The 13,394-nt window shown below is 70.3% G+C and carries 15 protein-coding genes; 5 read left to right on the top strand and 10 right to left on the bottom strand.

Annotated features, from left to right (window positions below):
• Positions 1 to 19 precede the first annotated feature (19 nt).
• The 3 genes from MFF06_RS22150 to MFF06_RS22140 all read right to left on the bottom strand — a co-directional run bounded on the left by MFF06_RS22150 (position 20) and on the right by MFF06_RS22140 (position 2,412).
• The gene (locus MFF06_RS22150; protein WP_238208311.1) at positions 20 to 724 is read right to left on the bottom strand and encodes a phosphorylase; all 705 of its coding nucleotides are present in this window, start codon (positions 722 to 724) and stop codon (positions 20 to 22) included.
• Positions 725 to 869: 145 nt separating this feature from the next.
• Positions 870 to 2,051 (bottom strand): pyridoxal phosphate-dependent aminotransferase, encoded by a 1,182-nt coding sequence (locus tag MFF06_RS22145; RefSeq protein WP_238208276.1) that lies wholly within the window; start codon positions 2,049 to 2,051, stop codon positions 870 to 872.
• Between the two features lie 169 nt (positions 2,052 to 2,220).
• Positions 2,221 to 2,412 carry a hypothetical protein gene (locus tag MFF06_RS22140; RefSeq protein ID WP_238208274.1) on the bottom strand — a complete coding sequence of 64 codons (192 nt, stop codon included), beginning with the start codon at positions 2,410 to 2,412 and terminating at the stop codon, positions 2,221 to 2,223.
• Positions 2,413 to 2,604: 192 nt separating this feature from the next.
• Between MFF06_RS22140 and MFF06_RS22135 the strand changes: the two genes are divergently transcribed.
• Positions 2,605 to 2,904 (top strand): hypothetical protein, encoded by a 300-nt coding sequence (locus tag MFF06_RS22135; RefSeq protein ID WP_238208272.1) that lies wholly within the window; start codon positions 2,605 to 2,607, stop codon positions 2,902 to 2,904.
• A 12-nt stretch (positions 2,905 to 2,916) separates the two neighbouring features.
• Here MFF06_RS22135 and MFF06_RS22130 read toward each other — a convergent pair whose 3' ends face one another.
• Entirely contained in the window at positions 2,917 to 4,326 is a 1,410-nt protein-coding gene (locus tag MFF06_RS22130; protein WP_370876767.1) for an ATP-binding protein, read from the bottom strand.
• Positions 4,327 to 4,547: 221 nt separating this feature from the next.
• On the opposite strand from MFF06_RS22130, the gene MFF06_RS22125 reads away from it, so the two are divergent.
• From MFF06_RS22125 to MFF06_RS22110, 4 genes are read left to right on the top strand one after another with little or no spacing between them, the layout of a single operon-like run.
• A complete protein-coding gene (locus MFF06_RS22125; RefSeq protein WP_238208270.1) occupies positions 4,548 to 4,871 on the top strand; it encodes an XdhC family protein in 324 nt (107 codons plus the stop codon).
• Positions 4,871 to 5,572, top strand: a complete 702-nt coding sequence (locus MFF06_RS22120) for an XdhC family protein (RefSeq protein ID WP_238208268.1) — start codon at positions 4,871 to 4,873, stop codon at positions 5,570 to 5,572. Before MFF06_RS22125 ends, MFF06_RS22120 begins: the two co-directional genes overlap by 1 nt.
• On the top strand, positions 5,569 to 6,597 hold the full coding sequence (locus MFF06_RS22115; RefSeq protein WP_238208266.1) for a molybdopterin-binding protein: 1,029 nt from the start codon (positions 5,569 to 5,571) through the stop codon (positions 6,595 to 6,597). Before MFF06_RS22120 ends, MFF06_RS22115 begins: the two co-directional genes overlap by 4 nt.
• Entirely contained in the window at positions 6,590 to 7,180 is a 591-nt protein-coding gene (locus tag MFF06_RS22110) for a nucleotidyltransferase family protein (RefSeq protein WP_238208264.1), read from the top strand. The genes MFF06_RS22115 and MFF06_RS22110 overlap by 8 nt, the downstream gene beginning before the upstream one ends.
• A gap of 12 nt (positions 7,181 to 7,192) precedes the next feature.
• Here MFF06_RS22110 and MFF06_RS22105 read toward each other — a convergent pair whose 3' ends face one another.
• From MFF06_RS22105 to MFF06_RS22080, 6 genes are all read right to left on the bottom strand, one after another.
• Entirely contained in the window at positions 7,193 to 7,345 is a 153-nt protein-coding gene (locus MFF06_RS22105) for a DUF2256 domain-containing protein (RefSeq protein WP_238208262.1), read from the bottom strand.
• 9 nt (positions 7,346 to 7,354) lie between these two features.
• The gene (locus MFF06_RS22100) at positions 7,355 to 8,455 is read right to left on the bottom strand and encodes an OpgC family protein (RefSeq protein ID WP_238208260.1); all 1,101 of its coding nucleotides are present in this window, start codon (positions 8,453 to 8,455) and stop codon (positions 7,355 to 7,357) included.
• A gap of 389 nt (positions 8,456 to 8,844) precedes the next feature.
• Positions 8,845 to 9,768, bottom strand: a complete 924-nt coding sequence (locus MFF06_RS22095) for an alpha/beta hydrolase (protein ID WP_238208258.1) — start codon at positions 9,766 to 9,768, stop codon at positions 8,845 to 8,847.
• 146 nt (positions 9,769 to 9,914) lie between these two features.
• Positions 9,915 to 11,567, bottom strand: coding sequence for an energy-dependent translational throttle protein EttA (gene ettA / locus MFF06_RS22090; protein WP_238208256.1), 1,653 nt, complete (start codon positions 11,565 to 11,567; stop codon positions 9,915 to 9,917).
• Between the two features lie 143 nt (positions 11,568 to 11,710).
• Positions 11,711 to 12,025: a hypothetical protein gene (locus MFF06_RS22085; protein ID WP_238208255.1), complete on the bottom strand. Its 315-nt coding sequence runs from the start codon at positions 12,023 to 12,025 to the stop codon at positions 11,711 to 11,713.
• 10 nt (positions 12,026 to 12,035) lie between these two features.
• Complete coding sequence (locus MFF06_RS22080) at positions 12,036 to 12,914, bottom strand: DNA/RNA non-specific endonuclease (protein WP_238208253.1); 879 nt, start codon at positions 12,912 to 12,914, stop codon at positions 12,036 to 12,038.
• Positions 12,915 to 13,394 lie beyond the last annotated feature (480 nt).

Genomic DNA, 13,394 nt, shown 5'->3' with positions numbered 1-13,394 from the left:
GAAAACGCTCTGGCGAACGTCAGCCCTCTGACTTCGGAGCCGGAATGCCGAGCCCCGCTCCGAGACGCTGGCGGCAGCGCTCAAGGACCGCGAAGGCGGCGTTCGAATCCCGCCCGAGGCGCACGAGGTCGGTGATCCGCGCCCGTCCGAACAGCACCGCCGAGAGGACGCCGCGGATGTCGGGCTCACCCTCGGGGGTGAGGGCATTCGCCGCGAAGGCCGGCAGGGCGCGGTCGGCGGGGTCGCAGATCACGCGCAGCGCGGCGAAGGGCAGGCCGTGCCGCCCGGCATAGGCGGCGGCGACGTGGGACTCCATATCGACGGCGGCGGCGGCGGTTCGCTCCCGCAACTGCGCCTTCTCGGCGACCGCCAGCACGGCGGCATCGACCCCGGCGAGGTCCGCCGAGATCACCCGGTTAGGCAGGCCGCTCAACGCATTGAGGATTGCCGCCGACGCGTCGAGGTCGGCCGCGCGGCGTCCATCCGGCGTGACGATGCCCGTGCCAACCACCACGTCCCCCGGCTTGAGGCCGGGATCGAGCCCGCCCGCGATGCCGAAGCTCACCACCGCGCGGCAGTGCGGACCCTGTCGCCCGTCGAGCAGCACCCTCAGCCGGGCGGGATCGCCGCCGGCGCCCACGGCTTCGACGCCGGGTCCGGCCGCGATGCGGCGCTCCCTGGCGAGACCGGTGACGGCGAGGACGGGGGCAGCGGGATCGATCATCGGGCGGGTGGGGATCAGGCCGGCGAGGGCGGAGGCGCCGCGTCGGGGCCGGTCGTTGTCGGAAGCGGACACGGGGGCGATCGAGCGAGAAGGCCGCCGGGGGAGGCGGGGGACGCTCTCTTAACAGGAGGTTGCGCCGCCGTCGTCAGTCCACCTTGCCGTTGCCGAGAAAGCTCGCCATCCGGTCGAGGGCGCGCAGGATGTTCTCCGACGAGTTGGCGTAGGACAGGCGCAGGTAGCCCTCGCCGTGCACGCCGAAATCGGGACCGCCGATGGTGGCGACGCCAGCCTCGTCCAGAAGGGCCGAGGCGAGCGCCTTGGCCTTCCATCCGGTGCGCGCGACGTTCGGAAAGGCGTAGAATGCGCCCTTCGGCACGATGCAGGACACCCCGGGCAGGGCGTTCAGACCATCGACGACAATGGCGCGGCGGCGGTCGAACTCGGCCAGCATTGCCGCCACGCAGTCCTGCGGGCCGTCGAGGGCGGCGATGCCGGCCCATTGAGTCGCGGCATTGACGCAGGAATGGGCATTCACCGCGAGCTTGCGGGCGTTGTCGTAGAGGGGCTTCGGCCAGACCGACCAGCCGAGCCGCCACCCCGTCATGGCGTAGGTCTTCGACGCGCCGTCGAGATAGATCAGCCGGTCGCGGATCTCGGGATACTTCAACAGCGAGTGATGCACCTGCCCGTCATAGGTCATGGTGCCGTAGATCTCGTCCGACAGGATCGCCACGTTTGGATGGGCGGCGAGCCCCGCGACCAGCGCGTCGATCTCGGATTTCGGGCTGACGCCGCCGCAGGGGTTGGCGGGCGAGTTGACGATCAGCAGCCGAGTCTTCGGCGTGATGAGCGCGAGCGTTTCGGCAGCCGAAAAGGCGAAGCCGTTCTCTTCGCGGATCGGCACTGGCACGGGCGTCGCGCCGGTATACTCGATCATCGAGCGATAGATCGGGAAGCCGGGATCGGGGTAGAGAATCTCGGCCCCCGGCTCGCCGAACATCAGGATCGCCATGAACATGGTGACCTTGCCGCCCGGCACGATCATCACCGCCTCGGGCGAGACCTCGACGGCGTGGCGACGCAGGATGTCGCGGGAGACCGCCTCGCGCAGGGGCAGGATGCCGGTGGCCGGCGTGTAGCCGTGGTGGCCGTCGCGGAGCGCCTTCACGCCGGCCTCCACGATGTGGGCCGGGGTTGGCATGTCGGGCTGGCCGATGCCGAGGTTGATGATGTCGCGTCCCTGGGCGGCCAGGGCCTGCGCGCGGGCCAGCACGGCGAAGGCGTTCTCCTCGCCGATTCGCGAGAAGGCCGGGACGACTTGGAGCATGGCGGCCTCCGATGGCCTGCATCGCCGGAGCGCGTGGCCATCCGGCGCAAAAAACGTCGAGCCCGGGCATGGGGATGCGCGGGTGTCGCGATTCGAGCGGGTCTGGGGGCCCGGCTTCGGTGAGAGATCCGCGCGCCGCCCGGTCGCCGGGCCGGCGCGCGGGACGTCCTCAGTGCTTGGTGCGCTCGGACAGCTTCATCGCGGCGAAGGACATACCGATGGCGACGACGCCGAGGGTGATGAAGGTCTTGAGCGAGGCGAAGAACAGGGCGGGCTCGACCCCGGTGTCCGTGTACAGGACGAGGCCGATGGCCGCGAGCGGCAGCGACAGCAGGATCAGCAGCGGGACGAGCGGGTTCATGCGGTGCACTCGAAGTGTGGGCGCGTGACCGCGCCTCTGGTTCAGGCCGCCTGCATAGCACCGTGCGGCGACGGTTGGCATCCCCCAAACCGCCGCGTTTTTCCCGGAGGCGAAAAAGTCCCGGATCCGGCGCATGAATCCTTCATCACCGCCAAGTCATTCTCGCGCCAAGAAACGACCCGGGGAGAATCGATGCAGTTTTCCGCTGCGAACAACACCACCAAGGATCAAGGTGGGACCACGCGGGACCCGCTCGACGATGCGATCCGGCAGATCGGCCGGCTGGTCCGCCACCCCGCCTACCGGCGGCAGGCGGTGATGAGCGCCATCCTCATGCGGCATCTGCCCTTCGACGGCGGCTACCAATGGGCGGGCGAGGGTGCCCTGCGGACCCGTCTTGTCTCCGCGAAGCTCGATGCGAACACCCTGTCGCACCTCGCCACCACCGCGGGCGATGAGTTCCGGCGGCTGCGCGGCCCGCCGGACGCCTGACCCCACCGCCCGTCAGGCCGGCACCCTCACCGTGGCGCGCAGGCCCCCGAGGGGGCTGTCGTGCAGGCTGATGTCTCCGCCGTGCGCTCGGGCAATGTCCCGGGCGATGGCGAGGCCGAGGCCGGAGCTGCCGGCATCCTGCCGGGCGTCGTCGAGCCGGACGAAGGGCTTGAACACCTCGTCGCGGCTCTCGATCGGAATGCCGGGACCGTCGTCGTCGATCGAGACCAGGAAGCTGCGCGCCTCGATTCGCCCCGAGATCGCGACGGTGTCCGCATGGCGCGCGGCGTTGGCCGCGAGGTTGAACAGGCAGCGCCGGAACGCGTCCGGCCGGACCGTGACCAGGGGCGAATCCGCGAGATCGACCTTGCTGACATGGGCGCCGAGGCGTTCGAGGTCGGTGCGCAGGTCGTTGAGCAGGGTCCGCATGTCGGTGGGGGCGGCCGTTTCGGCGGAGTCGCCACGGGCGAAGGCGAGGTAGCCCTCGAGCATCCGGCTCATCTCGTCCACGTCGCGGGTCAGATCCTCGATCTCGTCGGTGCGCTCGAACAGCGCGAGGGACAGGCGGAAGCGCGTGAGGATCGTGCGCAGGTCGTGGCTCACGCCGTTCAGCATCGCCGTGCGCTGCTCCATCGCCCGCTCGATGCGCCGCTTCATCTCGATGAAGGCATGGCCGGCCTGCCGCACCTCCCGCGCCCCGCGGGGCCTGAACTCGATCTCCCGCCCCTTGCCGAAACCCTCGGCCACGGCCGCCAGCCGGAGGATGGGGCGGATCTGGTTGCGCAGGAACAGGATCGCCACGCCCAGAAGGACGAGGGACGAGCCGATCATCCAGACGAGGAAGATATGCGAGTTCGAGGCGTAGGCCTGACTGCGCCGGGCGGTGACGCGCATCACGCCGCCGGGGATGGCGATGCGGATCTCGATGAGGTTCGAGCGACCGACCGTGTCGATCCAGAATGGACGCCGGATCTGACGCTTGATCTCGTCGGAGAGCGCCTCGTCGAGGATCGAGAAGAACGGGCGCGGACCCGGCGGCGGGAGCGTCGCGCCCTCCAGGATGTCGAGGTCGAGGTTCAGGCGCTCGCCCGCGATGCGGGAGAGGGTCTCGGCCTCCCTGTCCTGCGGGTAGCTCTCGTAGATGTCCTTCAGGGCGGCCACGTCGGCCACCACGGAGGCCGAGAGCCGCTTGGTCACGAGTTGCCAGTGCCGCTCCATGAAGGTGTAGGCGATCACCGATTGCAGGAGCACCACCGGGGCGATGATGATGATCAGCGAGCGGGCATAGAGCCCCTTCGGCAGCAGGTCGCCGATCGCGCGGGACAGCTTCTTCAGGTAACGCCGGGGTGCGGAGAGGACCCTGGCCGTCGTCGCCTCGGCCGGACGGAGCGCACGCGCGAGGGCGGGATCCTCGGCGTTCACGCGGCGCGCGCCCGTCGCGGGAAACGGCCGTGGCCGTGGTGGGTCCGGGCGGCGATCTTCGGCATGGGATCCGGCGTTGCGTCGTGCCGGAGTCTACCGGCCGGTGCGGCCCGAGCCAAGGACGGCGCCGGTCGCGGTGCATCGCCCGCCTTGCGTCCGCGCCCGGCGGCTATACCTCTGGCGATGCGGGGGGCGCCCGCCATGTGAGGGCTCGCAGGGCCATGCTCAGCACCGATACCGATATCCTCACCACCGCCGAGGCATGGCGGCGGGGCGGGCGCGCCGTCGCCCTCGCCACCGTCATCGAGACCTGGGGCTCCGCGCCCCGCCCCGTGGGGAGTCACCTCGTGGTCGATGGGGACGGCAATTTTCTCGGCTCGGTCTCGGGCGGCTGCGTCGAGGGCGACGTGATCACCGAGGCGGCCGACGTGATCGAGGCGGGCACGCCCCGGGTGCTCGAATTCGGCGTGGCCGACGAAACGGCGTGGCGGGCGGGGCTGTCTTGCGGCGGCCGCATCCGCGTCTTCGTGGAGCGGATCGACTGATGCGCGCCGAGATCCTCGAACGGCTCAATGCCGAGCGCGCCGCCCGGCGGGCGGCGATCCTCGTCACCCGGATCCCGGACGGACACCAGCGCCTCGTCCGCGAGGCCGAGGTGGACGGCGATCCCCTGGCCGACGTGCTGCGCCCGCGCTTCGCCTCGGCCCGGAGCGGGCTCGTCGAGACGCCGGAGGGGCAGGCCTTCCTCACGGTGCAGGTCCCCCCGGTGAGGCTCGTCGTGGTCGGCGCGGTGCATATCTCCCAGGCCATGGCCACGATGGCGGGTGCCCTCGACCTCGCCCTCACGGTGATCGACCCGCGCACGGCCTTCGCCACGCCCGAGCGGTTTCCGGGCATCGACCTCGTGGCCGAATGGCCCGACGCCGCCTTCGCGGGGCCGGTGCCGCCCCTCGACCGGTACTGCGCCCTGGCCGCCCTGACGCACGATCCGAAGATCGACGATCCGGCCCTCGCAGCGGCCCTGCGGGCAGGTTGCTTCTACGTGGGCGCCCTCGGCTCCAGGAAGACCCACGCGGCCCGCGTGGCGAGGCTGACGCAGGCGGGGTTCGGCGAAGCGGAGATCGCGCGCATCCATGCTCCGATCGGCCTGCCGCTCGGCGCCGTCAGCCCGGCGGAGATCGGGTTGGCGATCCTGGCCGAGATCATCGCCGAACTGCGCCGCGCGCCGAAGCCGGAGGCGGCGTGAGGTTCGGCGCGGTCCCTGTCGCGGAGGCAGTCGGCCTCCTCACCGCCCACACCCTGCGCAGCGGCGGCGCGACGCTCCGCAAGGGCCTGCCGATCACCCCGGACATGGCGGCACGCCTCACGGCCGAGGGTGTCCGCGAGGTCGTGGCCGTCGCCCTCGACGGCGAGGATGTGGGGGAGGATACCGCCGCCCTGCGTCTCGCCACGGCGCTGCGCGGCGCCAACCTGCGCCTGGATGCGCCCTTCACGGGCCGCTGCAATCTCTTCGCGCAATCCCGCGGTATCCTGCGGATCGCCCAGGACCGCATCGTCGCCGTCAACGGCGTCGATGAGGCCATCACCGTGGCGACGCTTCCCGCCTTCAAGCCGGTGGCCGAAGGCGAGATGGTCGCCACGGTGAAGATCATTCCCTACGCCGTACCGGGCGACGCCCTGACGTCCGCCTGCGCGGCGGGGGGAGAGGGGGCGCTCACGATCGCGCCCTACCGCCGCCGCCGCGTCGGCGTGGTCTCGACGCGCCTGCCGGCGCTCAAGGATGCGACCATCGACAAAACTCTCAGGGTCCTCGCCGAACGGCTCGCGTCCACCGGGGCGGAGATTGCGGCGGAGACCCGCGTCGCGCACACGGCCGAGGCGGTGGCCGACGGACTCGGTGCCATGCTTGGAGCGGGGCGGGCGGATCTCGCGGTGGTGTTCGGGGCGTCCGCCATCGCCGACCGGCGGGACGTCATCCCCGCCGGGATCGAGCTGGCCGGAGGGCGCGTCGATCATCTCGGGATGCCCGTCGATCCGGGCAATCTCCTCCTCCTCGGCGCCCTCGGCGATGTGCCGGTGATCGGCGCCCCCGGCTGCGCCCGCTCGCCCAAGGAGAACGGCTTCGACTGGATCCTGCAACGGCTCCTCGCCGACATCCCCGTGAGCCGCGCGGACATCGTCGCGCTGGGCGTCGGCGGCCTGCTCATGGAGATCGTGTCCCGGCCCCAGCCCCGTGACGGGGGCGAGACGGCGGAAGGGGACGATGCCTGAGATCGCGAGCCTGCTCCTCGCCGCCGGGCGCGGCACGCGCTTCGGCGCCACGCCGAAGCTTCTCGCGCCCCTCGACGGCCGTCCGCTGGTGCGCCACGCCGCCGAGGCGGCCCTCGCCGCCCGCCCCCGCCCTATCGTCGCCGTGCTCGGCGCCCATGCGCAGGCGGTGGGCGCGGCCCTCGACGGGCTCGACGTGACCCGCGTGCTGAATTCGGCCTATGCCGGGGGCCTCTCGACGACGCTCCGGGCGGGCCTCGCCGCGCTGCCGCCGGACTGCACGGCGGCCATCGTGATCCTCGGCGACATGCCGCGGGTCGGCGCGGCGACCATCGACCGCTTGGCCGAAGCGTTCATCCGGTCCGGCGGGACGGCCGGTGCCGTGGTGCCCGTCCACGGCGGCCGGCGGGGCAACCCCGTGCTTCTCAATCTCGCGGTCCTGGGGGACGCCATCGCCGCCCTCGACGGCGACCGTGGCGCGGGACCGCTCCTCGCGAGCCGCTCCGATGTCCTGGAGATCGCGGGCGATCCGGGCACGTCCCTCGACATCGACACGCCCGACGCCCTTGCGGCCTTGGCCCCTTGAGGGCGTGCGCCGTCACTTCTCCTTCTTCGCCTCGCGGCGGCACCGGTCGGAGCAGTAGCGCACCTCGTCCCACACCCGCTCCCACTTCTTGCGCCATGCGAAGGGACGTCCGCACTGCGCGCAGATCTTCGTCGGAAGGTCGCCCTTGCGGCGCATCGGGGGCATGGGGCGACCTTATCGAGCGGCGTTCCGGCGCTTCCGGGCATCGTAGGCGAGGCCGGCGCCGAGCATGAGGGCGATGCCGCCGACGTTGACCGCGATCTGAAGCGGCCAGAGCGGATCGAAGGTCCGGTACAGGATTCGCCCGAACAGGGCGGCGAGGCACCCGACGGCGAAGATCTCCAGGGAGTGCCGCCCGCAGGCGTCGACGGCCCGCAGGATCGGGCGTTGGGTCAGCCGCAGGAGCGCCGGCGAGCTGAAGGCGAGATAGCTGAGCGCGAGGATGTTCAGCAGACGCAGCGGCGCGACATGGCCCTTGTTCGGCGGCCCCATATCGATAGGTGCGAGGTTCGGCAGACCCCATTCGCCCCAGGACGCGCCCTGGAACAGGGCGAAGAGCAGGTAGGCGACGGACACGCCCGTCAGGAGCGGTCGCCGGGGCAACAGGCCCCCGTGCTTGCGCACCGTGACGGCCAGCGCCGCCCCGATGACGAACAGGAACTGCCACGCGAAGGGATTGAAGTACCAGCCGTCGTCGACGGCGGCGGCATTCGGCAGGTTCAGCGTGTAGTCGGCATTGGCGGCGAACCAGATCGTGCCCGAGAGGGCCAGGGTCCAGCCGACGCCGTTGCTGATGCCGAGATAGACGAGGGGGAACAGCGCCAGCAGGAGGATGTAGAGCGGCAGGATGTCGAGGTAGTTCGGCAGGGCGTTCAGGGCGAGGCCGCGCATCATGCCCTGCCACAGCCCCATGTCGAGCAGCGGTTTCACCCCGAAGCGAGGCACCAGCCCGGTCATGTCCATCCAGACCCGGACGATGAGCAGCGTTGCCAGCAGCAGGCCGGCCTGGACCAGATAGATTCGCAGGCAGCGACGGGCGATGCGGATCAGCGTCGTGACGGTGCCGGACCGAGCGAACAACCCGCCATAGGCCACCATGGAGGAGTAGCCCGCCAGCAGCACGAAGATTTCGGCCGCATCGCAGAAGCCGAAATTGTGCAGGGTGAGGGCGGCCGGCGCATTGCGCGGAATATGGTCGATGAAGATCGTGAGCAGCGCGAGGCCGCGCACCACGTCGACCCGCGCGTCACGCTTGCGCGCCGGCGCACCCGCCACCGGGGAAACCGGTTCCGGTGCCCCAGGCGCCGGACGCGCCCCGTCCACCGGGCGGATTTCCTCTTGCAGGGTCGGGGACGCCATCGCCTCGGCGGTGTCTCTTCGTCTCTGAGGGCGGGAAATAGCGCGAACTCCGCCGAAGGGGATGGGCCATGCCGCCATCCTGCCCCAGGTGGGAGGCCGGACCGGTCGGACGAGCCGCCCTCGGGCGCAGCGACGCAAACGCTCCGGTCGTGCGCGCCTGCCATAGCCTTCATTGTTTGCTTCAATTTTTCCGGGCGGGGCTGACGCCCTCTTCGGATCGAGGCCCGGAGGCACTTTCCCTGATCTGCGGATCGCCCCCGCTCAGCACGGGAGCGGGCGGCAATGCGGGGCGGGCCGAAACCGCGTCAGCGCATCACGCCGATGCTCGTGAGCCAGAGCCGATAGAGACGCGGCCACAGGGCCACGGGCGTCTCCGATTGGCCGATGCCGAAGCCGTGCCCGCCGATCGCGAAGCGGTGGTACTCCAGGGGCACCTTGGCCGTGCGGCAGGCCTCGTCCAGGATCCTGCTCTGCTCGGGGCTGATGATCCGGTCGTCATCCGCCTGGACGAGGAACAGCGACGGACACGTCTCGCTCACATAGCCCTGGAGCGACCACGCCGCGCTGTCGGCCGGGCGGGGATCCTCGCCGACGAGGCTCCGCCGGGTGGTGGTGCGGTCGAAGGGCGGTTCGAGGCTGACGACGGGGTAGATCAGGCTCGCGAAATCGGGCCGGGCGGAGCCCTCATCGGCGGCATCGACAGGCGTGTAAGAGCGGAACGTCGAGCGGGCGGCGGTCATCCCAGCGAGGTGCCCACCCGCCGAGAAGCCCATCACGCCGAGTCGCCGCGGATCGACGGCGGCCCGGGCGATACCGGCCCGGATCAGACGGACGGCGCGCTGCGCGTCCTGCAGCGGCACGAGGGGGCCGTCCGCCCAGCCCTCCCGGGGCAGACGGTAGGTCAGGACGAAGGCCGTGATGCCCTGGGCGGCCAGCCAGTAGGCGGCGGGATAGGCTTCCTTGACGAGGCCGATGCGCGTGTAGCCGCCCCCGCCCGCGACGAGGACGCCGACGCCGGTCGGCCGGTCCGGCACGAAGGCTTCGAGGGTGGGTGAGGCGATGTTGCTGATTGCGCCGCTGGCATCGAGCCGCGTCGGCCCGGACGGGCCATCGCCGCCGGGCGGCGACCCTGGCCACAGCGGCACCCTGATCGGGGCTCCCACGGACAATGCGGGCTGCGCCACGGTGGCGGCGGCGAGGGAGAAGAGCAGCGAGCGGCGATCCGGCATCGGGCAGTCCCGCGGACGGTCGGCTGGATCGTGACCGCCGCGATCTAAGAATCGGGACGCGTCGAGGTTCCCGGCCACGGTCCCGCGGAAGTGAGAAGCCGGGGCGGGGGCGGCCCGGAACGCGCCGCCCCCGTCCTGTCCTGTCCTTACCGAGAGAACTTCTTGTACTTGATCTTCTTCGGCATGATCGAGTCGGCGCCCAGCCGCCGCATCTTGTCCTGCTCGTAGTCCGAGAAGTTCCCCTCGAACCACTCGACATGGCTGTCGCCCTCGAAGGCGAGGATGTGGGTCGCGATGCGGTTCAGGAACCAGCGATCGTGGCTGATGATCACGGCGCAGCCGGCGTAATCCTCCAGGCCCTCTTCGAGCGCCCGCAGGGTCTCCATGTCGAGGTCGTTGGTCGGCTCGTCGAGGAGCAGGACGTTGCCGCCCTTGCGCAGAGTCGCGGCGAGGTGGACGCGGTTGCGCTCGCCGCCCGAGAGGGTGCCGACCTTCTTCTGCTGGTCCGGCCCCTTGAAGGCGAAGGCGGCGCAATAGGCGCGGGAATTGATCTCGCGCTTGTTGAAGTACAGGATGTCGTTCCCGCCCGAGATTTCCTGCCAGACGGTGGCGTTCGGGTCGAGGGCGTCGCGCGATTGGTCCACGTAACCGAGGTGGACGCTCTCGCCGACCTTGATCTCGCCGTCGTCGGGCTTCTCCTGACCGGTGATCATCTTGAACAAGGTGGTCTTGCCGGCGCCGTTCGGGCCGATGACGCCGACGATGCCGCCCGGCGGCAGCTTGAAGGACAGATCCTCGATCAGCAGGCGGTCGCCGTAGGCCTTCGAGAGCTTGTTGAACTCAATGACGTTCTGGCCGAGACGTTCGGTGATCGGAATGACGATCTGTGCCGTGGCATCGACCTTCTGCGCCTGCTTCGCCACGAGTTCCTCGTAGCGGGTGATGCGCGCCTTCGACTTGGTCTGGCGGGCCTTCGGTGAGGCCGAAATCCACTCCTGCTCGCGGGCGATGGAGCGCTGGCGGGCCATGTCCTCGCGGCCCTCCTGCTCCAGGCGCTTCTGCTTCTGCACCAGCCAGGAAGAGTAGTTGCCCTCGTAGGGGATGCCCTTGCCGCGGTCGAGCTCCAGGATCCAGCTCGTCACGTTGTCGAGGAAGTAGCGATCGTGGGTCACGATCAGGATGGCGCCGGGATACTGGCGCAGGTGGCCTTCGAGCCAGTTCACCGTCTCGGCATCGAGGTGGTTGGTCGGCTCGTCGAGGAGGAGCAGTTCCGGCTCCCACAGGAGCAAGCGGCAGAGCGCAATACGGCGGCGCTCGCCGCCCGACAGGGTGGCCACCGGCTGCTCGTCGCTCGGGCAGCCCAGGGCCTCCATGGCTTGGTCGATCTTGGAGTCGAGCTCCCAGAGGCCGAGGGACTCGATCCGGTCCTGCAACTCGGTCATCTCGTCGGCGGTCTCGTCCGAGTAGTTCATGGCGAGTTCGTTGTAGCGGTCGAGCATCGCCTGCTTCTCGGCGACGCCCTCCATGACGTTCTCGCGGACGGACTTGTTCGGATCGAGGTGCGGCTCCTGCGGCAGGTAGCCGACCCGCGCGCCCTGCGCGACCCAACCGTCGCCGGTGAAGTCCTTGTCGATGCCCGCCATGATCTTGAGGAGCGTCGACTTGCCGGCGCCGTTGATTCCCAGCACGCCGATCTTCGCGTCCGGGTAGAACGAGAGGTTGACGTTATCCAGGATCTTCTTGCCACCGGTATAGGCCTTGGTCAGGCCCTTCATGTGGTAGATGAATTCGCGAGCCATCGCGGAGGTCCTCGGTGAGCTGGGGTGAGTCGCGGCGTGAGGCGGCGGGGTGTCGGCCTGCCCTGTCGCGCGAGTCGAGATGATGCGTATGATCGGACGGACCTATCAGGCCGGCCGAAGAGCGGCAAGGATCGCAGGCCGGATCAGGCGAAGGGGTTCTTGACCGTCTTGGACGGGAGGTCGGCGGCCTCGGCGACCTCCTCCGGCAGCGGCGCGGCTTCGAGCGTCCGGACGATGGCTTCCAGCGTCTCCCTCAAGAGCCGGGCCTGCGCGAGGCCGGCGCGGTCGCGGGGAATGTCGAGTGACCCGTGGAGGGTGATCCGCGTCGTGCCGTTCTCCACCGAGAGACCGCCGATGGTGCGGCAGGCCGCGTCGTCGGCGAAGGGCTCGAAGCCCGGCGCCTCGGCCGCGGGGCCGGTCGCGCCGGCCGGGGTGGATGTACCTTTCGATCGCGCCATTGCCGTCGCCTCAGTAGATCGAGCGTAACAGGTCCCGGAACAGCTTGCGGGCGAGCCGCGCCAGCTCCCGGTCGAGCCAGGGCCCCCATCCCTCGTCCGCCCGGGGACGCCGCCGGGCCTCGCCGCCTAAGGCATGGGGATCGGGCAGGGCCATCGCCCGCATCCGCGCTGCCGGGGCCAGGGCGGGAAACACGTCGATCCCCGCGGCCGCCTGCAGGGCGTCGGGGGAGACCGCCCGCCATTCCCTGGTCGCGTCGTTGCGGACGAGGTAGGCCCCCGCCTCGCCGGTGGCCGGATCGTAGAGCGCCTTGAACAGCTCGGTGGGCACCAGCACGCCCGCGCCGATCTGCTGCACGGACTCGCCCGTGAAGATCGCCCCCGTCACCACGTAGAGAGATCCGCGCCGGGTCGCGGCCCGGCGGACGGCCTCCTCGATATCGCTCCACAGGCCGCGGTTCAGCACCCTGTCCTGGGGGACGATGTTGGCGAGGGTGAAGGATTGCGCCTGGGCCTGCAGGGTCGGCATGTCGCCCGCCGGCGCGAGGTGTCCACGGTCGAAGCCGCTGCGGACGTAATCCTCCAGCCGCGCCCTTCCCTCGGGGGGGAGGCGGGATTCCTCGTGGAACGAATCATCACGGGCGACGGCGCGCGCGTCGGTCACGCTCGCGCGGGTCAGATGCTCGGCGGAATAGAGCGGCGTGCGCGTCACGCCGGAATGGAGGACGGCGAAGGCGTCGTAGCAGAGCGCCTCCGTCCGGGCGGCGAGCTTGGCGTTCACGATTGCGGGAGCCTGCCCCTCGGCGAACAGCGCCGGGCAGGTCTCGGCGGAGGCGGGCGACGCCGCGACGATCAGGACGAGGACGAGACCGAGGCGCCGGGTCGCGCTCACCGGCAAGCCCGCACCCGGCGCGGCCCCTCGGGCGTCGGCCGCACGCGCCAGCCACAGGGGCGACCGAGATGACGGCCGAAGGGTCTGGCATCCCGGTCCGGACCGCCCGGAACCGTTCGCTCCGGGCAAGTCCCCAGGAAGTTGCAGGGGAAGTCCAGATTCCCATCCAGCAATCGCGGGGCGGCGGAAGCTTGGCCAAGGCCGAGAATACAGAAAATCAGCAGGATTGTGCAGAGACGGACCTGACTCAACGGGCTTCCTCATGTGGCGGCGAGGGCACGAGTTTCGAAAAAAGCGCTGGTCCAGCATTGATCGAACCGGCGAACGTTCGTACTTGGAATTATCGTGATAGCGGCGGCCTCCGGCATTTCATACGGCTGCGCCCCGCTCAAGGCCTGCCCAAGGTCTGGTCCGGCGACGGCGTGACGGGCGGCACAATCGAATGAGCGAGTCGACCATTGGCGATCACCCCTGAGCAAT

It is taken from the genome of Methylobacterium aerolatum (genome assembly GCF_022179085.1).
Taxonomy (GTDB): domain Bacteria; phylum Pseudomonadota; class Alphaproteobacteria; order Rhizobiales; family Beijerinckiaceae; genus Methylobacterium; species Methylobacterium aerolatum.
The sequence above is the reverse complement of the archived record's forward strand: the minus strand, read 5'-3'. Positions and strand labels throughout refer to the sequence as shown.

Excerpts from the sequence above, each read along its gene's own strand:
- MFF06_RS22150 (WP_238208311.1), bottom strand. The coding sequence starts at position 724 with ATGATCGATCCCGCTGCCCCCGTCCTCGCCGTCACCGGTCTCGCCAGG.
- MFF06_RS22145 (WP_238208276.1), bottom strand. The coding sequence starts at position 2,051 with ATGCTCCAAGTCGTCCCGGCCTTCTCGCGAATCGGCGAGGAGAACGCC.
- MFF06_RS22140 (WP_238208274.1), bottom strand. The coding sequence starts at position 2,412 with ATGAACCCGCTCGTCCCGCTGCTGATCCTGCTGTCGCTGCCGCTCGCG.
- MFF06_RS22135 (WP_238208272.1), top strand. The coding sequence starts at position 2,605 with ATGCAGTTTTCCGCTGCGAACAACACCACCAAGGATCAAGGTGGGACC.
- MFF06_RS22125 (WP_238208270.1), top strand. The coding sequence starts at position 4,548 with ATGCTCAGCACCGATACCGATATCCTCACCACCGCCGAGGCATGGCGG.
- MFF06_RS22120 (WP_238208268.1), top strand. The coding sequence starts at position 4,871 with ATGCGCGCCGAGATCCTCGAACGGCTCAATGCCGAGCGCGCCGCCCGG.
- MFF06_RS22110 (WP_238208264.1), top strand. The coding sequence starts at position 6,590 with ATGCCTGAGATCGCGAGCCTGCTCCTCGCCGCCGGGCGCGGCACGCGC.
- MFF06_RS22105 (WP_238208262.1), bottom strand. The coding sequence starts at position 7,345 with ATGCCCCCGATGCGCCGCAAGGGCGACCTTCCGACGAAGATCTGCGCG.
- MFF06_RS22095 (WP_238208258.1), bottom strand. The coding sequence starts at position 9,768 with ATGCCGGATCGCCGCTCGCTGCTCTTCTCCCTCGCCGCCGCCACCGTG.
- ettA (WP_238208256.1), bottom strand. The coding sequence starts at position 11,567 with ATGGCTCGCGAATTCATCTACCACATGAAGGGCCTGACCAAGGCCTAT.
- MFF06_RS22085 (WP_238208255.1), bottom strand. The coding sequence starts at position 12,025 with ATGGCGCGATCGAAAGGTACATCCACCCCGGCCGGCGCGACCGGCCCC.